The sequence below is a fragment of the Egicoccus halophilus genome (assembly GCF_004300825.1).
GTDB classification, from domain to species: Bacteria; Actinomycetota; Nitriliruptoria; order Nitriliruptorales; family Nitriliruptoraceae; genus Egicoccus; species Egicoccus halophilus.
Window position 1 is genome coordinate 823266 of sequence record NZ_CP036250.1, and the last position, 23604, is coordinate 846869.

Genomic DNA, 23604 nt, shown 5'->3' on the forward strand with positions numbered 1-23604 from the left:
TGCGACCGGGGAGGCTGCGAGCGTAGGAGGCCGCGGGTGGGGGCGGCGAACACCCGCCCCGCCCGCCGGGTCGGGCACGGTCGCCGACGACGCCGTCAGTGGCTCGTCGGCGGCGTCGTGGTCGGCGCCGGGACACCCGCTCGGTGGTCGAGGAACCACGCGGCGAAACGGTCGAGACCGGCGGCCAGTGGGGTGGCGGGGGACCGGCCCAGGCGCTCGCGCAGCGGCGTGGTGTCGGCGTGGGTGCGTCGCACGTCCCCGGTGTGCGCGGGCAGGTGGACCCGCCGGGCGGACCGGCCGAGTCGCTGCTCGAGCGCCTCGATCAGTTCGGCGACCGTGGCCTGCCCGCCGTGGCCGACGTTGTAGACCCGCCACGGGGCGTCGGCGCCGCCGACGTCCGCGCCGCCGGGGCCGGTCGGGGGCTGGTCGGCGAGCCCCAGGATCGCGTCGACGACGTCGTCGACGTAGGTGAAGTCGCGCAGGGCCGAACCGTCGCCGAAGACCTGCAGCGGGCGGCCGGCGTGGATGGCGTCGGCGAAGGCGAAGTACGCCATGTCCGGCCGTCCCCACGGGCCGTAGACGGTGAACAGCCGCAGGCCCGTGCAGGGCAGCCCGAAGGCGTGGGCGTAGCTGTGGGCGAGCAGTTCGTCGGCCCGTTTCGTCGCGGCGTACACGCTCACGGGGTGGTCCGCGGGATGCTCGACGCGGAAGGGGACCGGGGCGTCGTCGCCGTAGACGGAACTCGACGAGGCGTACACGACGTGACCGACCCCGGTGGCGCGCGCCTGCTCGAGGACGTTGGCGAAGCCGAGCACGTTGCTGCGCAGGTACGCCATCGGTTCGAGGTGCGAACCACGGACGCCGGCGCGGGCGGCGAGGTGGATCACCACGGGTGGGCGGACCCGCGCGAGCAGTGCGGCGGTGCCGGCCTCGTCGGTGACGTCGAGCGGCACGGCCTCGACCGCGTCGAGCTGCTGCACCCGCCGCCATCGGGCCGCGGTCAGGGCCGGTTCGTAGGTCGCCTGGAGGTCGTCGACGGCGACGACCCGCTGCCCGACGGCGGCGAGCCGCTCGGTCAGGTGCATCCCGATGAAGCCGGCGGCGCCGGTGACGAGCCAGGGGGTGGACAACGGAGCACCTCGGGTTCGGCGGTCTCGCACGGTGGGCGGATGCGCGTGCTCGCGCGGTCCGGCGACGCGGAGCGGGGGGACCGTAGAGGAGCGCAGCGTCGTCGTGCGGATCCGGGGGCGGTCGAGGCGGTCAGCGCTGGGCGACGCGCTCCCGCAACCGGTGCCGGGCCCGTCCGCCGAGCTCCCAGGCCGCGAATCCCGGGGCGCGGCGCAGGGCCTGGGTCACGGCGCGTGCGGCGGCCGTGCGCTGTCCGTCTCGCCACGACTGTTCGGCGTGGTCGAGCAGGAAGCGCGCCGCGCCGCGGGGACGGGCCGCGAACGCCTCGGCATGGACGTCGAACAGCTGCGTGAAGCTGCGCTGTCGCAGCTCCGGGTCGCTCGACACCCGCGGCCCGGGGTGGACCAGCAGCCGGTAGGTCGGTTCGTCGATCGCGTCCAGGGAGCACACCCGGTTCAGGCGCAGGAACAGCTCGGTGTGCACGCGCGAGCGGAACCGTTCGTCCCAGCCACCGAGGTCGAGCAGCACGCGCCGTTCGACCACCAGGGTCTGCTTGGCGTGGAAGCTGCGTCCGGCAAGGCGGTCCTCGAGGCCGTACCAGCTCCCGCGCGGCGAGGCCTGGGGCCGTTTGCGCTCCAGGAGGCGGCCCTGCGGGTCCACCGCCTCGAGGGTGCTCAACACCCCGACCGGTGGCGGCAGCCGGCTGGCCTCGAGTCCGGCGAGCGACACCTCGGCGAAGTGCGGGACGAGCTCGTCGTCGTCGTCGAGGTAGGCGACCAGCCGGCCGGTGGCGGCCGTGGTGCCGGCGTTGCGGGCCGCCGCGCCGCCCGTCGAACGCTCGTGCCGAACGATCCGCAGCCGGGGGTCGTGCGGAAGGTCGACCGGCGTGCGCGAGCCGTCGTCGACCACCACGACCTCCACCTCGTCGCGCAGGGTCTGCGCGAGGGCGCTGTCGACGGCGGCCCGCAGCAGTTCGTGGCGGTCCCGGGTCGGGACGACGATGCTCAGCAGCGGCGTGGACATGGTGCTCCGGTCGCGGGGTCGGCGCCGTTCTAGCAGCGGGCACGGCGAGACGGCACGCTCCCGCCCCTGCCGCCGGCGCACGGAGGACGGGCGGGCGACTGTGGCATGCTCCGCGGTGTCCTGGCCGTGTCCGTGTCCGGGGCCCCATCGCCGTCGACCGCCGGAGGACCCATGCCCGACCCGGGTCGACCCGGGCCGCTGGGCCGGTTGTGGCTGCGCGCCTGCCGGTTCTCGTTCAGCCGCCGCCGGTTGTCGCGTGTCAGCCTCGAGCGCTTCGTCGCCGCACAGGCCACCGACGAGCCGGCCCTGGTGGTGCACAGCCTCGACATCGACCGGGCGCGTCTGTTCCCGAACGCCCACACCATCACGGCCCGCCCCGGCGCCGACGCGGACGTGCACACCGACCCGGCCTACGGTGCCCTGGCCGAGGTCCCCGACGCCAGCTACGACGTGGCGGTGTGCACCGGCCTGCTCGAGCACGTCGCCGAACCGGCCGCCCTGATCGCGCAACTGCACCGGATCCTGCGGCCCGGTGGACGGTTGGTCGTCACCGCCAGTGCGGTGTTCCCCTTCCACGGCGCGCCGCACAACTACTTCCATCTGACGCCCTACGGGCTGCGTCACCTGTTCCGCGAGTGGTCGGGCTTCCGGACGTTGCAGGGGTCGAGCGGCCCCTACACGACGGTCGCGATCCTGCTCCAGCGGATCAACCAACAGTGCGACGTCTTCCCGCCCCTGCGGGTGTGCAACGAGGTCCTGATGAAGCTGCTGCCGAGACTCGACCGGTTCGTGCTGCGCCAGTACGACACGATGGCGCACCGCGGACCCGGCGCGGTGACCGAGCACGCCATGCCCGCGGCGCTGCACGCGGTGGTGATCCGATGATCCGGGACGTCGACGAACTGCCCGACGACGCCCGCCTGCACGCCGAGGTCGTCGTGGTCGGCGCCGGGTTCGCCGGTATCGACCTCGCCCTGCGCCTGGCGGGTGACGGCCACCGTGTCGTGCTGCTCGAGTCCGGTCGTCGGGAGTTCGACTCACGGATCCAGGAGCTCGCCCGCTTCGAAAGCGTCGGGCGCGAGGTCCGCACCCCGGCACCCGACAGCCCGTTCACGCCCTACCTGCCGCCGGTGTTCCGCGGCGAGTTCCGCGTGCGCCAGCTCGGCGGCACCTCGAACATCTGGACCGGCAAGTGGCGGGCGTTCGACCCACTCGACCTCGCGCCGCGCCCGTGGGTCCCCCACAGCGGCTGGCCGATCGGCTTCGACGAGCTGCTGCCGTACTACGCCGAGGTGGCCCGCGACTACGGGCTGGGCGACTTCGACGCCTTCGCGGCCCGACCGGACGTGCGCCGGGCCAGCGAGCGGCTCGACGCGGCCGGCCTCGAGCTGTCGTTCCACTACTGGCAGCAGCGTCCGAGCCGGCCGGGACGGGACCGGGTCGACGAGCTCGAACGCGCCGAGCAGGTCGAGGTGGTCCTCGGCGCCACGGCCACCGAGCTGGTGCTCGACGACGCCCACCGCCGGGTGCGGTCGGTCGCCTTCGCCGCACTCGACGGCCGCCGGTTCGCGGTCGAGGCCGACGCGGTCGTGCTCGCCACCGGCGGCCTGGAGTCGGCGCGGCTGCTGCTGGCCTCCGACCGCCAGGTGCCCGGTGGCATCGGCAACGCCACCGGCCTGGTGGGCCGCTTCCACATGGACCATCCCAAGAGCAAGCATGCCCGGCTGCACCCCGGCCCGGGCATGACGCTCATCGAGCCGTGGACCCGCACGGACCCCAAACCGCGCTTCCACGTCAGTCTGGCACTCGCCGACGAGGTGCAGCGCGACGAGCGGACCCTCGACCACGCCGTCTACCTCAGCCCGGTGCGCACCTACCAGGTGGACTATCCCGAGCGCGAGGTGGCGGCGTTGCGCGAGGCCGTGCGCGCACGTCGGCCCGCCGCGGCCGTCTCGGCCGCGTGGGAGCTGCTGCGTCGGCCCGGTGCGGTCCGCAAGGTCCTGCAGCGCACGCGGTACCGCGAGGGCACCGGCCCGATCGCGCACTATCGGGCCAGCATGTACGTCGAGCAGGCCCCCAATCCCGACAGCCGCCTGCGGCTGGCCGAGGAGCGCGACGAGCTCGGCGTGCGCCGGCTGGTGATCGACTGGCAGCTCGACGAGCTCGACCATGCCTCGTTCCGCCAGGTGATCGCCTCGCTGTCGCGGCGGATGACGGCCGCCGGCATCGGAACCCTGGACCTCGGCACCGACGAGCCGTCGCTGGAGGAGTGGGTCGACGCCGCCCACCACATCGGTGCCACCCGCATGGCCGACGACCCCGCCGAAGGCGTCGTCGACCGCGACACGCGGGTGTTCGGGACCGACAACCTCTACGTCGCCAGCAGCTCGGTGTTCCCGACCGGACACAGTGCCGCACCCACGATGACCATCCTGGCACTCACCCGCCGGCTCGGCGACCACCTCGCCGCCCGGTTGGCCGACCGCGCCGGCGGCTGACGTCGGTGTCCCGGCGCCGCCGGACGCCGAGGCGTCCGTGGACGCAGCGGGTCAGCTACCCACGGCGACGCAGCACCCGGCGCGCGAGCACGGTGCCGAAGGTGGCCGCGCTGTAGACGTAGGACCACCAGTGCCACGCGGTCGCCCCCACGGCGAACGCGGGACCACGCTGCCGGGCGAAGAAGCGCAGCAACGGCGCGTCCAGCACGGCCAGCGCCGTCACCGACCCGGCCAGGACTCCACGCGACGGGCGTCGCAACCGACGGGGGCCGACGAGCCCCACCGCGGCCCCGGCCAGGCCGGCGCTGGCCAGCACGGCCTTGCCCCGCTGGGCGCGGGAGATGTTGAGGTCGTCGGTGAAGCCGGCGCGCTCGACGATCAGTTCGCTCCACGGCAGGGCGCGGTCGAGCACGTCGGCCCGCAGCAGCGTGCGGGCCGTCCACCGCTTGAGGTGGGTGACCTGGACGTCCTTGGCGACCTCGATGCGGTGACCGGCGGCGTGCAGCCGGTGACCGAGCTCGATGTCCTCGATGCACGGGCGGGTGTAGGACTCGTCGAAGCCGCCGACGCGTTCGAACACCGACCGGCGGATGGCTCCGCAGGCCCCCCAGAAGGTCCACCCGTCGTTGCCGGCCCGCTGGTGGACGTAGTGGTTGAGCAGGTTCTTGTACTGCGAGAGCAGGTTCTCCTCCGGCGGCGTCGCGTCGTAGGAGCCGATCATCGCGTCCATCGTCGGCCGGGTCAGGAACCGGGCCTGGATGCGGCCGACGAAGTCGGGTCGGACCACCACGTCGGAGTCGACGAAGAAGATCAGGTCCGACACGCTGGCGGCCACACCGGCGTTGCGGGCGCGGGCCGGACCGCCGGTGTCGGGCAGGGCGACGACGCGGTCGGCGTGGCGCTCGGCCAGTGCGATCGTGTCGGGATCGGCGCCGTCGACCACCACCACCAGCTCGGTGGCCGGCGGGTCGCAGGCCCGCAGCGCCTCGAGGCAGCGGCGCAGCGCGTCCGAGGCGGCGTGGGCGGGCACGACGACGGCCACGTCCGGCGCCCCGGTGGCGGCGGACGTGGCGGTCGTGGTCGCGGACGTGTCCGGCATCCTCAGAGGATGCCGCCTTCGGTCATGCGCTGGTAGTCGAGCACCCGGTCGAGGGTGTCCTCGGCGACGCCGTCCTCGAGCGCCACCTCGCGCAGGGTCTTGCCCTGCTTGTGGGCCTGCTTGGCCAACGCCGCCGAGCGCTCGTAGCCGATCTCGGGCACCAGGGCGGTCACCTGCATCAGCGAGCGCTCCACCAGCTGCGGGCCCTGGTCGGTGGGTTCGGTGTCCGCGAGGCACTTGTCGACGAAGACACGGCTGACGGCGGCGAGCAGACGCTCGGACTCGATGACGTTGCGGGCCATCAGCGGGATCATGACGTTGAGCTCGAGCTCGCCGGACAGGCCGCCGACGGTCACGGCCGCGTCGTTGCCGATCACCTGCGCGGCCACCTGCCGCACCGACTCGGGGATGACCGGGTTGACCTTGCCCGGCATGATCGAGGAGCCCGGCTGGATCTCCGGCAGCTGCAGTTCGTACAGGCCGGTGCGCGGGCCGGAGGCCATCCAGCGCACGTCGTTGGCGATTTTGATCAGGCTGATCGCGATCGTCTTGAGCGCGCCGGAGACGTCGACGAGCGCGTCGCGGGAACCCTGGGCCTCGAAGTGGTCCTCGGCCTCGCGGAAGGGCAGGCCGGTGCGGTCGGCGAGCAGGCCGATCACCCGGTCGACGAACCCGGGCGGGCAGTTGAGGCCGGTCCCCACGGCGGTGCCGCCGAGTGCGAGCTCGTACACCGACTCCAGCGAGCGTTCGAGCCGGGTGACGCCGAGCTCGATCTGCCGTGCGTACCCGCCGAACTCCTGCCCGAGGGTCACCGGGGTGGCATCCATCAGGTGCGTGCGGCCGGACTTCACCACGCCCGCCCACGCCGCGGACTTCTCGCGCAGGGTCGCGGCGAGGTGCTGCAGCGCCGGCACGGTCTCGTCCTTGGCCACCCGGGCGACGGCGACGTGGACGGAGGTCGGGAAGGTGTCGTTGGAGGACTGCGAGGCGTTGACGTGGTCGTTGGGATGCACCTTCGACGACGACAGCTCCTCGCCGAGCAGCTGCTTGGCGCGGTTGGCGACGACCTCGTTGACGTTCATGTTGGTCGAGGTGCCCGAGCCGGTCTGGAACACGTCGACGGGGAAGTGCTCGTCGAGTCGGCCGTCGATGACCTCGTCCGCGGCACGGCGGATCGCGTCGGCGACCTCGCTGTCGACCACGCCGGTGTCCTCGTTGGCGGTCGCGGCCGCCCACTTGAGCATCGCGTGCGCGTGCACGACCTCGAGCGGCACGGGCTGACCGGAGACCGGGAAGTTCTCCACGGCGCGCTGGGTGCTGGCGCCCCACAGCGCCTCCACCGGGATCTGCATCTCGCCCATCGTGTCGTGGGCCGTACGGAACTGCGCTTCGGACATCGGGTGCGACCTCGCAAGTCGGCGCCGGGCGCGGACGGCGACCGGCTCGCCGTCGGAGTCGCGCGCAGGGCACGGCGACAGGCTAAGCCCTCGGTCAGCGGGGCACGAACCGACGGCCCTGGAGGATGGCACCGAGCTGCTGGCCGATGTGGTCGGTCGCCTCGGCGGTCTGGACCGCCAGTTCCTTGACCTGCTGGGCGACCACGGCGAACCCGCGCCCCGCCTCGCCGGCCCGGGCGGCCTCGATGGTCGCGTTGAGCGCCAGCAGGTTGGTCCGGTCCGCGACCGAGGTGATGAACCGCACGACGTCCTCGACCTCCGCCGTGGAAGCGCTGAGCCGTTCGACGAGCGCTCGGGCCGACGCGGTCCCGGCGGCCGCCTGGTCGGCGACGGCCGTCGAGGCGGTGGCCTCCTGCTCGATGGTGGCCGCGGTGGACGACAGCTCGCGCAACACCTCGGAGACGTCCGAGGCAGCCGTGCGCACCTGGGTGGCGGAGTCGGACAGCTCCGCGACGCGGGTCTGGGTCGTCGCCTGGGTGGCGGCGCGGCAGGCGAGGTCGCGCTGCTGCTGGGCGACGGTGCGCTCCTGGGCGGCGGTGGCCTGCGTGCGGGCGTCCTCGGCGAACTTCCAGAACGCGACCAGGACGGCTTCGGCCGCGAGCACGAACGCGGCGTGCACGAGCACGTAGACCAGCGGCAGGGCCCGGGCCTCGTCGGTGCTGAACAGTAGCTGCGGTGCGGTGACCGCCATGGACACGTGGTGCACGACGACGAAGCCGATGGCGGCCAGCAGCGGCTACCAGCGCTCGTAGAGGACCAGCAGCGGGAGCACGACGAAGAAGTGGAAGTGGGCCTCGGTGGCGCCATCCATGAGATGGATCAGCACCGCCGAGCAGCCGAGCAGGGCGAGGGCGACGACGACCTCCCGTACCTGACGGCGCAGGCCGGTCCGGGTCACGATCACCAGTGCCGCCGGCAGCCACAGCAGCTCGACGCCGAGGTGGAGCAGCGACTGGCCGCGCAGGGCCCCGACGACCAGCAGCACCGGGAGGTGCAGCGCCAGGGCGACCGTCATGAGGCGGTGACGTGCGTCGCTCTGCTCGGGCGGCAACTGACCACCGCGGGGGAGGAAGCGGGCGAGGCCATCCATGGGCAGGTTCCGTCGTCCTGGCACGACGAGGGTGTCGTGCGGTCGTCGCCCTCGTCGGTCCCGCGATGGGCGGGGAGAGCGGACCGCGGTGCGGTGACCGGACCATGAAGCGCCTACCGCGCGGTACGGCGTCGCTGCCGTCCGGGTGGCCCGCCGCTCCGAAGAGGGGGTCCCTCGGGCTTCACTACGCTGCCGGGAGCCGGAGAAGGAACCCGAGGTGGAGCAGCTCGTCGGTGTCGAGGCGGTGCGCGCGGCGCAGGCGTCGTTGCGGGGCGTGATCGAGACCACACCGGTGGAGCATTCGCGGGCGATCGGGGACCTCGTCGGCGGGGACGTGCGGCTCAAGTGCGAGAACCTGCAACGCACCGGCTCGTTCAAACTGCGAGGGGCCCACCACCGCATCGCACGGCTCTCCGACGACGAGCGTCGCCGCGGCGTCGTGTGCGCGTCGGCCGGCAACCACGCGCAGGGCGTCGCGCTGGCGGCAAAGCTGCAGGGGGTGCGGGCGACGGTGTTCATGCCGCGGGAGGCGCCGCTGCCCAAGGTCGACGCGACCCAGGGCTACGGCGCCGAGGTCCGGCTCGAGGGCGACACCTTCGACGAGGCCCTGGCCACGGCGCTCGAGCACGCCCAGGAGACCGGCAGCGTCTTCGTCCACCCCTTCGACCATCCCGACATCATCGCCGGACAGGGCACGCTCGGGCTCGAGCTGCTCGAGCAGGTCCCCGACCTCGGCACCGTGGTGGTCTGTGTCGGGGGCGGCGGACTGCTGGCCGGGGTCGCGGTCGCGCTGCGGGCGCTGCGACCCGACGTGCGCATCATCGGTGTGCAGGCCGCGGGTTCGGCGAGCTTCCCGGCGTCGATGGCGGCCGGCGAGGCGATCGCGTCGCCGACCTGCGACACCATCGCCGACGGCATCGCGGTCAAACGCCCCGGCGAGCTGACGCTGGCGCACGCGCGCCAGCTGGTGGACGAGGTCGTCGCGGTCGACGACGAGGAGATCGCCCGGGCGGTCGTGCTGCTGCTCGAGCGGGCCAAGCTGGTGGTCGAACCGGCGGGCGCGGCAGGGGTCGCCGCCCTGCTGTCGGGGCGCGTCGAGGTCGACGCCTCCTCGCCGACGGTCGTCACGCTCAGTGGCGGCAACATCGATCCGCTGATGCTCCAGCACCTGGTGACCGGCGGGCTGACCACCGAGGGGCGCTACGTGACCCTGCGGACCCAGGTTCCCGACACCCCCGGGCAGCTGTCCCGGCTGCTGCGTCTGCTCGGTGATCAGCGCGCCAACGTCGTCGGCGTGTCCCACCACCGACTCGAGCACCGCCTGCGGCTCGGACAGGTCGAGGTCGTGCTCGAGCTCGAGACCCGCGGGCACGACCACGTGGCGGCCCTGCGCTCGGCGCTCGAGGGCGAGGGCTATCCGCTGCACCGCGCCTGACCCGCGCACGACGCGCGTCGGCGGACCATGGCCGTCACGCGCTCGCTACCGTGCTGCGGTCGATTCGCCGGGGAAGGTCGAGGTCGGTCGTGGACGAGTCGCCGCGCGAACGGCATGCCTGGCCGGCCGCGCCCCCCGACGCGGGGGCGTGGACAGGAGGACCGACGACGGACGACGGCCCGCCGGTCCCTCCGCCCGTGCGTCGCCGGCGACGTCGCCGCCGGTTGGCGGGAGGCGCGGCGATCGTGGTCGTGCTGGTGCTCGTGGCGTCCGGCCTGTTCCTGGCCGGCGCCTTCGAGCGTCCGACCGTCGACGCCGCCGCGCCGTCGGGACCGGCGGACCCGACGCCCGGGCCACCGCAGGCGCCGACGGTTCCCGGTGACCTCGACCCCCCGGAGCCGGACGCCCACACGGGCAGCGACGCCGACTTCGCGCAGCTGCTGCAGGGCATCGAGGCGTCCGAGCGGACCATGCTGCGCTATCAGCAGGAGCTCGGTCAGGTGTTCGCCGCGGCGGACCCGGCCGACCTCGACGCCTTCCTCGCCGCCGTGCGCACCGTCTCCCAGGACGGCGCGGCAGCCATCACGGCCGCACGCCAGGACCTCGACGAGCCACTGGGGACGGCGGCGGCCGAGTCGGTGCGCACCGTGTACCTCGGACACCTCGACGCCTGGCGGTCGCTGATGGAGGCGGCCGCGCAGGAGCCGTCGCTGTACGGACCCACCGGGGACACCTCCGCGTTCGACCGCGAGATCAACGCGACCGCCCGCGACTTCGCGCAGGCCCTCGCGTCGTCGCTGCCGACGGACGCCGACCCCGAGATCGCCGCCTTCGTCGAGGACCTGCTCGACCGGGGCTTCCGCTTCGACGTCGACGCGCAGGTCTGACGGCGTACCGGGCACGACGCCGTGGGGCTACCACGTCGTCGCGACCCGTGCGCGCGCCGGCCAGGAAGTACCTCAATCGTGGGGAGAGGGCCGGCGCGCCCCGCATGCCGGAACCGGTGCACGTGACGGGGTGGCCGCCGGCTGGTCCACTCGCGGCCAGGAGCCAGGGGCGGCTCCGGAACTCCGATCGAGGTGTGGGGCGAGGATCCGGCTGGCGGTAGATGGTCGCCGAGCCAACCGGGGAGTCAGGGGCGAAACCGACACACCTTCCCGATGTCGCAGCGTCACCCGCTGCTGGGAAGGCACACACCATGCGCAAGATCCTCGCGTCCACCGTGGCGGCCGCCGCCGCGCTCACGTTCTCCGCGACGGCCGCGTCGGCCGCCGTCGAGCTCGACCCGGCCACCGGCGCGGGCTTCGTCGGCAAGGGCGACGTCCAGACCGTGCTCGGCTGGAACAACAAGCAGCTGCAGGACCGGGCCGACGCGCTCGTCTTCACCTTCGAGAGCGTCGCCGAGGTCTCCTGGTCGTGCACCAAGACCCACGAGGCCGGCAACAGCGGCAAGGAGGTCGTGACGGTGCAGGAGCGCTCCCGGGTCACCACGACCAGCGGCGTCGTGTCGCACACCGAGCGGGTCCGCAACCAGATCACCGGCTTCTGGCTGACCGGCTTCGCCGGCGAGGCCACGACCGTCGACGGTCCGGCGATCGGGACGTGCCCGGCGGAGCAGAGCGGCTTCGTCTTCGACGACAACCTCGAGACCGTCGTCGTCGGTGGCGGGTTGCAGGTCAACGGTGTCGCGTTGAGCTGACGGCCACACGCACGGACCGGAACGCGATGGGCGCCCATGGGGCGCCCATCGCCCGTTCTCCCCACGCGTCACGGGCGGTTCAGGCTCACTTCAGTCCTGCGGGGAAGGGTGGGAGCAGGCCCGCTGGACGCCGGCTCGTCCAGGTTCGGGCCGAGAGGAACACCCATGGACCGCGTGCACCGACCGGCGTCGCTCGCGGCCGTGTTGTGCCCCACCACGGCGGACCTGCGGCCGGCGGTCCGGGCAGCGGTGGAACGGGCCGGCTGGGAGGTCGCCTGGGAGGTCGGTCGCTGGCACGAACTGCTCGAGATCGCCCTGCTCGAACCGGTCGGGGTCCTCGTCGTCGACCTCACGCTCAGCGGTGCCCTCGGTGCCCGGCTCGTGGCGCTGCTGCGCGACGCCGCGCCTGACGCGCTCGTGGTCGTCCTGGCGCCGGACGCCCTGCAGGTCGCGGAGTTCGGCGTGGACGCGGCCGACGTGGTCCCCGTTCGGGACCTGCGTCAGCTGACGAGGCGGCTTCAGGTCGGGGCGGGCGCCGCGACCGGCAGCCGCAGCTCGAAGCCCCTGCCCGCGTAGGTCAGGGTGCCACCGTGCCGGTTCGCGATGGCCCGGGCGATCGGCAGCCCGAGACCGGTGCCACCGAGGCCGTCCAGCGTCTGGAAGCGTTCGAAGGCGGCCTCGGCGTCGGCCGGCGCGAGTCCGGGCCCGTCGTCCTCGACGCGGAGCACCGCCGTGTCGTCGTGCACGGCCACGGTGACGACGACCTGCGAGGCCGCGTGCCGGCGGGCGTTGTCGAGCAGGTTGCCCAGTGCCTCGACGAGTTCCTCGGGGTCGACCGCGGCCTCGAGCCCGGCGTCGGAGGGCAGGCCCACGCCGGCACCGGTGCGCACCTCGAACGCCAGGTGGGGTGCCAGGCTGGCCATGCGCTCGAGTTCCTCGCGGCAGGCGCGCACGAGGTCGATCCCGACGCGCCGGGGCGGTCGCTCCTGGTCGAGGCGCGCGAGGGTCAGCAGCGCGTTGAGCAGTCGGGTGGCCCGGGCGGTCTCCGTGACGAGGTGCCCGAAGAGTGCCTCGCGGGTGTCGCCGTCCACGCCGACGAGCAGCGTCTCGACCGCCAGCCGCACCGAGGTCAACGGCGTACGGAGCTGGTGGGCGGCGTCGTCGACGAAGCGGCGGGTGCGCTGCTGCGCCGAGCGGGTCTCCTCGAGCGCCTCCTCGAGCCGGTCGAGCATGTCGTCGTAGGCGGTGGCCAGCCGCCCGAGCTCGGTGTCCGGGTCGTCGGGGCGCAGGCGCAGGTCCAGCGTGCCGGCGCCGGTGCGGTCGGCGGCCGCGACGACGTGGTCGAGCGGGGCCAGGGCCGCACCCGCCGCCCGTCGGAACAGCAGCAGGGCCACGACGACGGCGACGACGGCGCCGGAGCTGGCGAGCAGGAGGAAGTCGCGCAGCGTCGCCTCGACCCCGGCCCGGGTCGCGAACACCTCGGCGGTCGCCCCCGCGGGCAGGAGGAGCGTCCGCGTCACGGCGTCCTCGGTGCCGTCGGTGAGGGCCGGCGCGCTGCCGTGGAAGCGCGGGACCGGGGCCGAGCGGCGCACCGTGCCGTCGGCGGTCGTGATCCGGGCCGGGACACCGCTGGCCTGCAGCGCGGTGGCGAGCGCGTCGGGTTCCAGGCGGCCGGCCAGTTCGCGGGTCAGCTCGACACGGGCGTCGAGCACCTCTTCGAGGTTGCGTTCCAACGCCTGCTCGAGCGTGACGTAGACGGAGACGAGCAGCAGGACCACCACGAGCGCGACGACGGCGACACCGCCGCCGGTGACCCGCGAGCGCAGGGAGGGGGTGTGCATCACTCGGGGACGCGGAGGCGGTACCCGGCGCCACGCACCGTCTGGATGACGCGCGGGCCGTGCTGTTCGAGCTTGCGCCGCAACGAGGAGACGTGGACCTCGACGAGGTTGCCGTCGACGGCGTCGAACCCCCACAGGCTCGCCAGCAGCTGCACCTTGGACAGCACCCGGTCCGGGTGACGGGCGAGGGCGACGAGCAGGTCGAACTCCTTGGTGGTCAGCGCCACCGCTGCGCCGGCGCGGTGGACGCTGCGGCGTTCCTCGTCGACGACGAGGTCGCCGACCTGCCAGGTCTGGGACACGAGCCGGCCGGAACGGCGCAGCAGCGCGTTGACGCGGGCCAGGAGCTCGGCCATCACGAACGGCTTGACGAGGTAGTCGTCGCCGCCGGCGTCGAAGCCGGCGAGCCGGTCGTCGACCGAGTCGGCCGCCGTGAGGAACAGGATCGGCAGGTCGCTGCCCTCGCGCAGCAACCGGGCGACGCTCAGTCCGCTCGGCCCGTTGGGCAGCCGGACGTCGAGGATGGCGAGGTCCGGCCGGAACGCCCGGGCGGCCTGGTGCGCGGTCAGACCGTCGGCGAGGGCCTCGACGGCATAGCCCTCGAGGCGCAAGGTCGTGGACACGACCTCACGAATGGCGTCGTCGTCCTCGACGACCAGCAGGCGTGGCGTACTGGTTGGCATGCGCGGATGCTAGGGAGCGCCCGTCCGGCGCGGGGCCGGCCGGGCGGCGTTGTGCGGTGGGTCGACCGTCCGGCCTCCGTGCGACGCCGAACGTCGGCGTGCAAACGCCGACGGGGCAGCCCTGGAAGGGCCGCCCCGTCGTCCAGTCGGGCCGTGCGTGCGGTCGTGTTACTTGCGCAGGCGGAAGAAGGCCGAGAGGGAGGAGCCGTCCGCGAACGTCACCGTCGCGCGGTAGCAACCGTCCGCCGTCACCTTCGGCGTCTGCCAGTTCTGGATGAACTGCTTGTCCGCCGCGTCGTACCGGAGCGTGGTGCTGCCGGTGGTGACGAAGTCGACCTCGTCACTGGTGGCCCCGGTGTTGCAGGTCAACTTGGTGGCCGTGAAGCCCGTCACCGCTGCGGTGGTGGTCTGCTCGACCCCACCGGCGAGGACGTTGAACTTCAGCGGGATCGTCGAGCCGCCCTTGGCGCTGTTCCAGACGGTGCTGGCGGTCGCCGCGGGCGCCGTCGCCGGGGCGGCGACGAAGACCGAGTTGGCCGCGCCGACCGGCTGGTGGAAGCCGTGACCCTGGGCGTTCCAGGCGGTGATCGACGCCTTGGCGGTGACGGGTACGACGAGGGTGTAGTTGCCCGCGTCCGTGCCCGACAACGACGCCCCGTTCAGCGTCACCGTCTTGCCCGATCCGACCGCTGCGGTGTCGAACGTCGCCGTCCCACCCGTCAGTCGGACAGCGTCGCCGACGACCACGTCGGCCAGGCTGCGGTCGCTGGCCGACGCCGCGGTGGTGCCGTCGAAGACCTTGTTGGCGGCGGCGAACGAGCCGGTCACGGACCGCTTGGTGATGTCCGCGCTGGACGTCGCCGTCGTGTTGCTCAGGGTGTAGTTGCGGGCGTCCGCACCAGCGATCGTGATGCCGGTCACGGTCACGGTCTTGCCCGTGCCCACCAGCTTGTCGTCGAACGCGGCGGCCGCGTGCGCGGCGGTGACCACGTCACCCGACAGCTTGTCGGTGGACAGCGAAACCGACGCGGCGGTGGTGCCGTCGTAGGTCCTGCTGGTGGCGTTGGCGGTCACGGTCAGCGACCGGGCGGTGATGTCGGCCGTGGTGGTCGACACACCGTTCCAGGTGTAGTTGGCGGCGTCCTCGCCCTCGAGCTTGGCGCCGGTGAGGGTGACGGTCTTGGCGGTGCCAACGTTCTTGTCGTCGAAGGTGGCGGTGCCGCCGGTCAGCTGCACCTTGTCACCGTCGACCGTGCCGACCAGGCTGGTGGCCTTGACCTCGGCGGTGGTGGTGCCGTCGTAGGTCTTGTTGGCGGCGGCGAAGGTGCCGGTGATGCCCTTCGGGGTGATGTCGGCCGTGGTGTCGGCGACGGTCAGGGCGTAGTTGCCAGCGTCGGGGCCGTGCAGCGCAGGGTCCACCGCCGTGACGGTCTTGCCCCTCCCGGCGTCCTTGGTGTCGAAGGTCGCGCCCTGCAGTTGCAGGCTGACCTCGTCACCCTTCTTGACACCGGTGAGTTCGACGCTGCGAACGTCGGCGGCGGTGGTGCCGTCGTAGACCTTGTCCGCGACGGTGAAGGACCCGGTGACGGCCATCGTCGTGATCGACGCCGTCGCGGTCACCTCCGTGAGCTTCGGCGCGTAGTTGCTGGCGTCGTCGCCCACGAGCGAGATGCCGCTGACGGTGACCGTCTTGTCCGTGCCGACGTGCCGGTCCGCGAACTGCGCGTCGCCCTTGGCCGAGACCGTCTCGCCCTCGAGGACGTCCTCGACCGACAGCGTGACCTCGGCGGCGGTGGTGCCGTCGTAGACCTTGTCCTCGGCCGTCGCGACGACCTCCACCACACGGTGGCCGATGTTGGCGCTGGTGTTACCGACGGAGGCCAGGGTGTAGTTGCGGGCATCGGCGCCTTCGATCGAGGCCTTGCCCGCGGTCACCTTGATGCCGGTCGCCGCGTTCTTGCTGGCGAAGGTGACGTCCCGGAGTACGAGGGTGACCACGTCGTCACCGAGCGCGCCGTCGAGCGTCTTGGCCATCGCCACGGCGGTGGTGGTGCCGTCGTAGACCTTGTTCGCGGCGGTGAAGCTGCCGGTCAGGGTCTTGGGGGTGATGTTCGCCTTCGCGGCGGCCACGGGAGCCAGCGTGTAGTTGGCCGCGTGGTCGCCGGTGAGGCTGGCGCTGGCGGTCACGTCGATGTCGTCGGCGACGTCCTTGCTGGCGAAGCCGGCGTTGGCGAGGTCGAGGGTGACCTGGTCGCCGTCGATGACGCCGGTGAGCGTGCGGCCGGAGACGGTGGCGGTGGTGGTGCGGTCGTAGACCTTGTCGGCGGCGGTGAAGCTGCCGGTCAGGGTCTTGGGGGTGATGTCCGCCTTCGCGGCGGCGACGGGAGCCAGCGTGTAGTTGGCCGCGTGGTCGCCGGTGAGGCTGGCGGTGGCGGTCACGTCGATGTCGTCGGCGACGTCCTTGCTGGCGAAGCCGGCGTTGGCGAGGTCGAGGGTGACCTGGTCGCCGTCGATGACGCCGGTGAGCGTGCGGCCGGAGACGGTGGCGGTGGTGGTGCGGTCGTAGACCTTGTCGGCGGCGGTGAAGCTGCCCGTCAGGGTCTTCGGGGTGATGTCCGCCTTCGCCGTGGCGACGGCGGGAACCGTGTAGTTGGCCGCGTGCTTGCCGGCGAGGGTGGCCTCGGCGGTGACGACGACTCCGGTGCCGGCGCTGCTGGTTGTGAAGGCCGCGGAGCGGAGCTCGAGGCGGACCTCGTCACCCTCGACGACGCCGTCCAGTGCGGGGTCGGAGACCGTGGCGTCGCGGCTGCCGTCGTAGACCTTGTCGGCGACGACGAAGCTGCCGCTCAGTGGCTTCGGGGTGACGACGAGCGTGTCGACGACCGTCTCGGCCCGGTAGTCGGGGTGGTCCAGCGAGGCCTGCACGCGGTAGCTGCCGGCGTTCCGCGGGCTCGCCGACTCGCCATCGCGCGAGTAGCTCACCGAGATGCCGGTGAGGTCACCGACCGAGGTCGTCACCGTCGCCGCGAAAGTCGAGCCGTTGTAGACCCGGCTCAGCCCGCTCAGGGTCAGCTCGGTGGTCGCCTTCGCGACGGCGACCGTCTTGGTGGCGGTGCTCGCCTCGTGGTTGTCGTCGCCGGCGCGGGTGGCCACGACCTCGCAGGTCCCGGTGCCGCGGGTGATCTCCAGCTTCCCGGCGTTCGCGCCGGTGCCGATGCGGCAGGCGTCGCTGCCGCTGCTCACCGCGAAGCCGATGGCGCCGGTGCCGCTGCCGCCGGTGGCTCCCAGCTCCAGGGTGTCACCGAAGGTGCCGCGGTCGGGGGTGGTGATGGTCAGCGTGCTTTGGGCGACCCGGTCGATGGCGAACTGGGCGGTCCCGCGGCTGCTCCGGTGGTTCGTGGTGCCGGCGAAGTCGGCGGTCGCCGTGGCCGTGCCCGCGTTGGTGTTCGCGGAGTAGACGACCTCGACCGGCTGCTTGAAGCCGGCGACACCGGTGACCTCCGCCGAGCAGGGCGTGAGGGGCGAACCGGTGTACGGCCGGCTCGACGGACAGGTCACCGTCGTGGTGGTGGCGGCCTTGTCGATGGTGAAGGTCGTGCTGTCGGTGCTGGCGAGGTGGTTGGTGGTCGCGGCGAAGCTGGCCGCCGCCGTCGCCGTGCCGGCGTTCACGTTGTCGGTGTGGGTGACCGGGACGGTCTGGTCCAGGCCGCCGGCGCCGGTGGCCTTCGCCGTGCACGGGGTCTGCGCCGAGCCGTCGTAGGTCGTGTCGGCCGGGCAGCTGACGACGGTGCTCGAAGGCGCCTTGGCGACGGTCAGCGTGCCGTTGCCGGTGCTGCCGAGGTGCGTGCCGTCCTCGGTGAAGGTCGCGGTCACCGGGTGGGAGCCGGCGTTCCGGCCGCCGAGGTCCGCGGTCAGGGAGGTGACGCCCGACGCGTTGGTCGTGGCCGAGCCGATGGTGGTGTCACCGACGGAGAAGGCGACGGTCTTGCCGCCGACGCCCGTGGAGCCGGCGCTCAGCGTCGCGGTGTAGGTGGCGGACCCGCCGAAGGTGCCGGCTCCGCTGACCGCGTTGATCGACGTGGTCGTCTTCACCGGAGCCGCGGGAGCCTGCACGTAGTTGGCGGTGTAGTCGTTCGTGCCGTTGTCCCCGAAGCCGGGGGCGCACAGCGTCGCGTCGGTGGTCGAGAAGTTGCTCGGTCCGGTCCAACTCGAGAAGACCATCGAGCCGATCGTTGCCGGTGCCGTGACGCGGATCCACTCGCCATTGCTGGCGCCGGCGGCCAGCGTGTTGCCCGGTGAGTGGCGCACGGTGCCCGAGGCGCTGGTCGGCCTCGAACCACTGACGTTCCCGGCGGGGCAAGCGCTGCTGGTGTGCTTGGTCCAGGTCGCCTCGAAGTTGGTGGCGTTGTTCGTGGTAAGGAAGCGGAGGTTGCCGTCCGTGAAGCCGTGGGTCACCGTCCCGGACACCGCGCCGGTGGCGACGACCTCGTAGGTCGCCACGAACCAGTTCGGCAGGTTGAACGCGTCGACGATCCTGCCGTCCGCGTCGGCGACCACGTCGACGTTGCGACGCCAGGTCTTGGTCTGGTCGTCGTCGACGTCGATGTTGACGGTCTCGCCCGGCTGCCAGTTGCCGCCGGTCAGCGTGACGAGCTCGCCGGGGGCGTAGTCGTCCTTGTCGCTGGTGATCCACGGCGACGTGTCGGTCTGTGCCAGTGCCACGTTGGGCAGCAACATCAGCACCGCCAGCGTGAAGGCGATGACGGAACGCAGGTGGCCGCGTCGCGGCGACGGTGTCACGGAAGTTCGAGGCGCCACGAGGCACCCTCCCCTGTACTCGGGACGCCGACCTGATGCGGCGTCCAAACCTTGGGGGTGCGTCGGGTTCGCCCTGGCTCCCCACCGGACTCGGCGACCAACTACCGCCCAGTGGATCGTTGCCTCACACCATTGCGAAGCCCTTCGCTCGCAACAGGAACTCTCGGGCTCGAACCTGAGCCGAATCTGAAACCGGCGGAGAGTTCATCAATATTGATGGTCGGCGGCACGAACCGGTGGGTCTAGCGAGGGCAGCGGCACCTCGCTTCCGGTAACGGAATGTGTGTCATTGAACGCACAAAGTTATTGGTCGGGCGACGGTAACACTGCGCGTTCGCTTCACTGCTTTCCGCAAGGAGCTGGAGAACTGCAAGGGGCACTCTCCGGTAGGTGTGGGGCACTGATCCAACCGGCGGTAGTTGGTCGCCGAGCCGGTTGGGGAGCCAGGGGCGAAACCGACACACCTTCCCGCTGGATCCGACGCCATACCGGCGTCCCGGGAAGGACCACACACATGCGCAAGTTCTTGGCGCTCTGCGCCATCACGACGTCGTTGACGGCGTTCGCGGGGCCCGCGCTCGCCGCTTCGACCGACACGGTTTCCGCCGAGCAGTCGTCGCTCGAGGAGTTGGAGGACGCACTCGCCACCGCGACCGCAGAGGTTGAGGCACTCGAGGCGGACGTCGAGGACGCCGCCGGTGACCTCGCCGCTGCCGAGCAGCGGCTCGCTTCCGCGGAGGCCGCCCAGGCGGCGGCCCAGCGGGCATACGACGCGGCCGTCGAGGCCCACGCTTCCGCGGTCGCCGCGGTCGCCGCTGCCCAGGTGGCCGTCGAAGGGGCGTCCGACGCCGACAACGCGGCACAGTCCGCGCTCGTCGAGGCGACTGCCGAGGCAGAAGCGGCCGCCCAGGCGGCCGCCAAGGCCGCGACCGCGGTCGCGGCGGCGCAGACCGAGTTCGACGCCGCCGTCGCGGACGTCGCCGATGCGACGCAACAGCGTGACGACGCCGCGAGCGCGGTGACCAGCGCCGAGCAGGCCGCCGTGGCCGCCCAGGCGAAGGTCACCACCGCAACGACGGACCACGAGCTGGCGCTCGAGGCTCGGACGGTCGCCGCCGGTGCGGTCGACATCGCCGACGGGGCCCACGAGGCCGCCACGACGGCTCACCAGGACGCCCTCGGCGACCAGGAGGACGCCGCCGGACTCGTCGTCGCTGCCGAGCAGCTCGCCAAGCAGGCGGCCGACGCGGTCGCCGACGCCCAGGCCGCGGTGGACCTCGAGACGTCGAAGCTCGCGGGCACCCGCGCCGCCCTGTCCGCAGCCATCTCGGAGCGCGACGCGCTGCAGGCGGCGTACGACGCGTTCGCGTGCAACGAGAACGCGCAGAGCGCCGCGCAGGTCACGTGCCGTGCCGATCGCGCCGCGGCTCTCACCAAGCTGAACACCCAGAAGGGCGTGGTCGCCAACGCGGAGGCGGGTGTCGCTGCCGCACAGCAGCAGCTCACCGACGCCCAGGCCGCGCTGACCACGACCCAGTCGACGCAGGCGGTGGCGGACGCGGAGCTGAGCGCTGCGCGTGCCGAGCTGGCCGACGCCGACGCCGAGGTCGAGCGCACCTCCGCCGTCCTCGACGCTGCCACGACGCAGCTCGAGAACGCCACCAAGGAGTACGCGGTCGCGGACCAGCGCGTCACGACCACCGGCACGGCCCTGCAGGACGCGGCGGACGCCTTCGCCGGCGCGACCGACGCCCTGGACACGGCGCGTACCGGGCTGGTCGAGGCGGACACGGCGTTGACCGACGCCGAAGCACGGCTGGCCGCTGCCGAAGGCCAGCTCGCTGACGCCACCATCTCGCAGCGCCAGGCCGACGACGACTCGGCGGACGCCAACGCCGTCCTCGTCTCGAAGCGGGCGGCGGCGGACACCACCGCGGACGCGCTGGTCGTGGCGGAGGAGAAGCTCGACGACGCCAAGGCGGCCGAGCTCTCGGCCGCCGGTGACCTGGCCGACGAGAAGGCGGACCTGGCCGACGCCATGACCGAGGTCGACGGCGCGACCGCTGCCGTCACCGACGCGGCGGCGGCGCTGGCAGCGCTCGAGGGACGGCTGGCGATCGCCCAGGCCAACCAGGCGGCCGCGCAGCTCGCGGTCGACACCTGGGTCGCGCCGGCCCCGCCGGTGGTCGTCGCTCCGACGACGCCGGCGCAGCACCCGGGCTGCAACGGCATCGCCAACGCGCAGGCGCAGGTCGCCAAGGGCGGCAACGGCAAGGGCAACGCGGCGAACGCGCTGAGCAACGTCGCCAGCAAGCTCGCCTGCAGCTGACCGCACCGGAACACGGAACGCCCCCGGCCTCGGCCGGGGGCGTTCCATGTCTCCTCGCGGACCGTTACTTCGTCGAGGACTTCGAGCTCACCGTGCGGGAGCCGAACTGGCCGCCCGAGAGCGCCGGGTCGAAGCCCATCGGCCCGAAGCGGCCGCTCATCGTGGCCTCGCGGCTGGTGCTCGAGTAGCTGTAGGTGTAGGTCGTCCTGCCGACCTTCTCGGTCTCCCGCCAGCTGCTCCTGCGCACGTCGCCGACGCCGTTCCAGACCATGTCGACCGGCGGCTGGGCGAAGAAGTCGCCGTCACCGTGCCCGCCGGCCACCGTGATCACGCCGGCCGGCGCGCTCAGGCGGGCGCTCGAGAGCTTCTTGTCCATCGTGAACGACACGTCGTAGCCGTCGATCCACCGCTCACCGACGTGGACGCAGCCCGACGGCTCCTCCTCCTCGAAGCCGTGACCGCCGTGGCCGGGGAGTTCGCCGGGCTCGCAGTCGAAGTCCTCGATCCAACCCCAGACGTCGGCGCGGTCCTTGCCGCTGGGCTCGACGTCGAGCCACCCGCGGTGGACGTTGCCGACGGTGGGGTTCTGTCCGACGGGCACGTCGTCGACCTGGATCCACTGCGCCGAGGCGAAGTTGCCGCTGGAGCGGTAGCTGGACCGCTCGCGCGCCTCGGCGGCGTCGGTCCCGACGGCGGTGAGGGCCATCGTCGCGGCGAGGGTGGCGGCGAGCGCCGCCGCGCGCCGGGAGGCGCGCATGGTCAGTGCCTGCATGGTGGTTCCTTGCTCGTAGGTCGTCCCGAGGGACGGTGGTCGCCGCCCCGACGGGGCAGGACATCGGTGGGCGGCGCGGCCGCCCGTGGTCAACGACGGGTCGTGACGCGCTGCAGGACGGTCTGGCCGACGCGGTCGCCCTGGGTCTTGCCGACGTCGATGCCCATCGGGTAGTGGATGCCGCCGAGCAGTCGCGAGTGCGCTGCCTCGTCGGCCGCCGCGTCGAACGACGCGAACGAGCGGTGCCCGAGGTGCGGGTTGCGCAGGTCGTGGACGCGATCGGTGTAGGGGAAGGTGCCCATCGTGGCCGTCAGCACGGTCGCGACCGCCCGGGACGCGACCGAGTGCCCGGAGGTGTACTCGGGGAACTGCGGCGTGTTGACGTAGGAGAGCCACTGCTCGCGGCCCGGCACGTGCTCGCGGATGTACGACACCGGCCGGAGCAGGTTGTGGACGTACTTGTGGTACCAGCAGGAGGTGAAGGCGTCGGCCAACGCGATGCCGGCCATGGCGTGGGCCTCGACCGTGCGGTCGAGCGTCAGTCCGCGCTCGGTGCACAGTTGCCCGACCAACAGCATCCAGTGGCCCGACGGCAGCCCGCTGGTGATCGGGTTGTCGCGCCAGAACATCGCGATCGAACGGTGCTCGTCGGTCAGTGCGTCGAAGGCCGCCAGCACCGCGTCGGCCTGGGCCCGGAACGCCGAGTTCGCATCGGTGCTGAACGCGGCCGGCGGCGGCGGCGGTGCGCAGGCGTCGGGCGAAGGCAGCGCCATCGGCCGCACGCTCGCCCCCCAGTGGGGGTCGATGGCCGGCCCGAAGTTCGGTGGGGTCGAGCGCCACAGGTCCGGGCCGACGGGCGGGGCGTAGACGCGTCCGACCGTGGTGTCGGCGCCGTCACCGGCGGCCCAGGCGGCGACGTGGGTCCCGACGCGCTGGCCGTGTGCCACCGACAGGCGCAGGACGTCGGCGGCCACGCCGGCGCGGCGCTCCTGTTCGAGGTGGGTCGCGAAGTGGCCCACCAGTTGCTGGCGCAGCGAGGCCGACGCGGCGTGCAGGACCCCGTCCGCACAGGCGGCGATCGCCGCCGAGGCCACCGTCGGCCAGTGCAGCGCGGAGCGGTCCGGGCGGGGTGTCGCGGTCAAGCCGTTGAGCTGGCCCGCCAGCGACCGCAGACGCGGTGCCCCGTCCACCACGGCCTCGTAGGCGGCGATGGCGAGGCAAGCGTAGATGCGGGCCGCCGGCGGGGGCGTCGTGCCCTCGTCCATGATGGCCTGGTAGACGGTGCGGTACCAGTCCGCGACGACCTGACCGCTGTAGCGGTCGGCGCGGTGGCCGCGGTGCTGGCCCTCGGAAGCGGCCGCCGGCGTGACCGACAGCAGGCTGGCCAGCCCGCCGGCTCCGGCGGCGCCGAGCACGCGCAGGCCGACGGCGCCGGCGGCTCCTCGGCCCGCGCCGGCGAGGAACTGCCGGCGATCGAGTTGCGCTGCTCCGTCCGACGCGGTTGCGCGCGCACGCGACGACGAGATCCCCGACATGATGTGCCCTTCCGCGGACCACCCCTGGTCCGCCCCCGCCAGTCACCCTGATAGCGACTGAAGTGCCCCTGAAGACGTGGACCGTGCCAGTCCGGTTGCGTCGGAGGTGGGATTCGGCCGCGTTCGCCGTTGCTCCGGGCGCTTCCCGCGCACGACGGGCGCGGGGCGGCGCGACGGCGCAGGCTGCGCGCCTCCAT

The 23604-nt window shown here is 72.9% G+C and carries 18 protein-coding genes; 7 read left to right on the forward strand and 11 right to left on the reverse strand.

All coding sequences use genetic code 11. From position 1 onward, the window contains the following. Positions 1-95 precede the first annotated feature (95 nt). Positions 96-1130, reverse strand: coding sequence for an NAD-dependent epimerase/dehydratase family protein (locus ELR47_RS03760; protein WP_130648672.1), 1035 nt, complete (start codon positions 1128-1130; stop codon positions 96-98). 130 nt (positions 1131-1260) lie between these two features. Beyond that, entirely contained in the window at positions 1261-2151 is an 891-nt protein-coding gene (locus tag ELR47_RS03765) for a glycosyltransferase family 2 protein (RefSeq protein ID WP_130648673.1), read from the reverse strand. Between the two features lie 171 nt (positions 2152-2322). On the opposite strand from ELR47_RS03765, the gene ELR47_RS03770 reads away from it, so the two are divergent. Together ELR47_RS03770 and ELR47_RS03775 are read left to right on the forward strand one after the other, a co-directional pair. Beyond that, on the forward strand, positions 2323-3036 hold the full coding sequence (locus ELR47_RS03770) for a class I SAM-dependent methyltransferase (protein ID WP_165403826.1): 714 nt from the start codon (positions 2323-2325) through the stop codon (positions 3034-3036). Beyond that, positions 3033-4649, forward strand: a complete 1617-nt coding sequence (locus ELR47_RS03775; RefSeq protein ID WP_130648675.1) for a GMC oxidoreductase — start codon at positions 3033-3035, stop codon at positions 4647-4649. Before ELR47_RS03770 ends, ELR47_RS03775 begins: the two co-directional genes overlap by 4 nt. A 55-nt stretch (positions 4650-4704) precedes the next feature. On the opposite strand, the gene ELR47_RS03780 is transcribed toward ELR47_RS03775, so the two are convergent. The 4 genes from ELR47_RS03780 to ELR47_RS03795 all read right to left on the reverse strand — a co-directional run bounded on the left by ELR47_RS03780 (position 4705) and on the right by ELR47_RS03795 (position 8295). Further along, positions 4705-5748 (reverse strand): glycosyltransferase family 2 protein, encoded by a 1044-nt coding sequence (locus ELR47_RS03780; RefSeq protein ID WP_130648676.1) that lies wholly within the window; start codon positions 5746-5748, stop codon positions 4705-4707. 2 nt (positions 5749-5750) lie between these two features. Next, entirely contained in the window at positions 5751-7145 is a 1395-nt protein-coding gene (locus tag ELR47_RS03785) for a class II fumarate hydratase (RefSeq protein WP_130648677.1), read from the reverse strand. A gap of 94 nt (positions 7146-7239) precedes the next feature. Continuing rightward, positions 7240-7896 (reverse strand): methyl-accepting chemotaxis protein, encoded by a 657-nt coding sequence (locus ELR47_RS03790; RefSeq protein WP_130648678.1) that lies wholly within the window; start codon positions 7894-7896, stop codon positions 7240-7242. Between the two features lie 45 nt (positions 7897-7941). Continuing rightward, positions 7942-8295 carry a hypothetical protein gene (locus ELR47_RS03795; protein ID WP_130648679.1) on the reverse strand — a complete coding sequence of 118 codons (354 nt, stop codon included), beginning with the start codon at positions 8293-8295 and terminating at the stop codon, positions 7942-7944. A gap of 217 nt (positions 8296-8512) precedes the next feature. Here ELR47_RS03795 and ilvA point away from each other — a divergent pair, with 217 nt between their 5' ends. The 4 genes from ilvA (at position 8513) to ELR47_RS03815 (ending at position 12005) form a co-directional block, all read left to right on the forward strand. Then, the gene (ilvA, locus tag ELR47_RS03800) at positions 8513-9730 is read left to right on the forward strand and encodes a threonine ammonia-lyase (RefSeq protein WP_130648680.1); all 1218 of its coding nucleotides are present in this window, start codon (positions 8513-8515) and stop codon (positions 9728-9730) included. A 224-nt stretch (positions 9731-9954) separates the two neighbouring features. Beyond that, complete coding sequence (locus ELR47_RS03805; RefSeq protein WP_130648681.1) at positions 9955-10617, forward strand: hypothetical protein; 663 nt, start codon at positions 9955-9957, stop codon at positions 10615-10617. A gap of 311 nt (positions 10618-10928) precedes the next feature. Further along, positions 10929-11429, forward strand: a complete 501-nt coding sequence (locus tag ELR47_RS03810; protein WP_130648682.1) for a hypothetical protein — start codon at positions 10929-10931, stop codon at positions 11427-11429. A gap of 165 nt (positions 11430-11594) precedes the next feature. Beyond that, positions 11595-12005 carry a hypothetical protein gene (locus tag ELR47_RS03815; protein ID WP_130648683.1) on the forward strand — a complete coding sequence of 137 codons (411 nt, stop codon included), beginning with the start codon at positions 11595-11597 and terminating at the stop codon, positions 12003-12005. Here ELR47_RS03815 and ELR47_RS03820 read toward each other — a convergent pair. The 3 genes from ELR47_RS03820 to ELR47_RS03830 form a co-directional block, all read right to left on the reverse strand. Continuing rightward, positions 11948-13270 (reverse strand): HAMP domain-containing sensor histidine kinase, encoded by a 1323-nt coding sequence (locus ELR47_RS03820; RefSeq protein WP_130648684.1) that lies wholly within the window; start codon positions 13268-13270, stop codon positions 11948-11950. The two genes, ELR47_RS03815 and ELR47_RS03820, sit on opposite strands and share 58 nt — an antisense overlap. Continuing rightward, entirely contained in the window at positions 13270-13953 is a 684-nt protein-coding gene (locus ELR47_RS03825; protein WP_130648685.1) for a response regulator transcription factor, read from the reverse strand. Before ELR47_RS03825 ends, ELR47_RS03820 begins: the two co-directional genes overlap by 1 nt. A gap of 168 nt (positions 13954-14121) precedes the next feature. Then, positions 14122-18753, reverse strand: coding sequence for a YDG domain-containing protein (locus tag ELR47_RS03830; RefSeq protein WP_130648686.1), 4632 nt, complete (start codon positions 18751-18753; stop codon positions 14122-14124). Positions 18754-19285: 532 nt separating this feature from the next. On the opposite strand from ELR47_RS03830, the gene ELR47_RS03835 reads away from it, so the two are divergent. Next, a complete protein-coding gene (locus ELR47_RS03835) occupies positions 19286-21100 on the forward strand; it encodes a hypothetical protein (protein ID WP_130648687.1) in 1815 nt (604 codons plus the stop codon). Positions 21101-21164: 64 nt separating this feature from the next. On the opposite strand, the gene ELR47_RS03840 is transcribed toward ELR47_RS03835, so the two are convergent. Together ELR47_RS03840 and ELR47_RS03845 are read right to left on the reverse strand one after the other, a co-directional pair. After that, complete coding sequence (locus tag ELR47_RS03840; protein ID WP_130648688.1) at positions 21165-21872, reverse strand: hypothetical protein; 708 nt, start codon at positions 21870-21872, stop codon at positions 21165-21167. 89 nt (positions 21873-21961) lie between these two features. Beyond that, a complete protein-coding gene (locus tag ELR47_RS03845; RefSeq protein WP_130648689.1) occupies positions 21962-23407 on the reverse strand; it encodes a vanadium-dependent haloperoxidase in 1446 nt (481 codons plus the stop codon). Positions 23408-23604 lie beyond the last annotated feature (197 nt).

What these genes read in the sequence shown, in the direction of transcription:
- ELR47_RS03825 (WP_130648685.1), bottom strand. Translation starts at nt 13,953, where the DNA reads ATGCCAACCAGTACGCCACGCCTGCTGGTCGTCGAGGACGACGACGCC.
- ELR47_RS03840 (WP_130648688.1), bottom strand. Translation starts at nt 21,872, where the DNA reads ATGCAGGCACTGACCATGCGCGCCTCCCGGCGCGCGGCGGCGCTCGCC.
- ELR47_RS03785 (WP_130648677.1), bottom strand. Translation starts at nt 7,145, where the DNA reads ATGTCCGAAGCGCAGTTCCGTACGGCCCACGACACGATGGGCGAGATG.
- ELR47_RS03820 (WP_130648684.1), bottom strand. Translation starts at nt 13,270, where the DNA reads ATGCACACCCCCTCCCTGCGCTCGCGGGTCACCGGCGGCGGTGTCGCC.
- ELR47_RS03780 (WP_130648676.1), bottom strand. Translation starts at nt 5,748, where the DNA reads ATGCCGGACACGTCCGCGACCACGACCGCCACGTCCGCCGCCACCGGG.
- ELR47_RS03790 (WP_130648678.1), bottom strand. Translation starts at nt 7,896, where the DNA reads ATGGCGGTCACCGCACCGCAGCTACTGTTCAGCACCGACGAGGCCCGG.
- ELR47_RS03835 (WP_130648687.1), top strand. Translation starts at nt 19,286, where the DNA reads ATGCGCAAGTTCTTGGCGCTCTGCGCCATCACGACGTCGTTGACGGCG.
- ELR47_RS03810 (WP_130648682.1), top strand. Translation starts at nt 10,929, where the DNA reads ATGCGCAAGATCCTCGCGTCCACCGTGGCGGCCGCCGCCGCGCTCACG.
- ELR47_RS03765 (WP_130648673.1), bottom strand. Translation starts at nt 2,151, where the DNA reads ATGTCCACGCCGCTGCTGAGCATCGTCGTCCCGACCCGGGACCGCCAC.
- ELR47_RS03770 (WP_165403826.1), top strand. Translation starts at nt 2,323, where the DNA reads ATGCCCGACCCGGGTCGACCCGGGCCGCTGGGCCGGTTGTGGCTGCGC.
- ELR47_RS03775 (WP_130648675.1), top strand. Translation starts at nt 3,033, where the DNA reads ATGATCCGGGACGTCGACGAACTGCCCGACGACGCCCGCCTGCACGCC.
- ELR47_RS03845 (WP_130648689.1), bottom strand. Translation starts at nt 23,407, where the DNA reads ATGTCGGGGATCTCGTCGTCGCGTGCGCGCGCAACCGCGTCGGACGGA.
- ELR47_RS03795 (WP_130648679.1), bottom strand. Translation starts at nt 8,295, where the DNA reads ATGGATGGCCTCGCCCGCTTCCTCCCCCGCGGTGGTCAGTTGCCGCCC.
- ELR47_RS03815 (WP_130648683.1), top strand. Translation starts at nt 11,595, where the DNA reads ATGGACCGCGTGCACCGACCGGCGTCGCTCGCGGCCGTGTTGTGCCCC.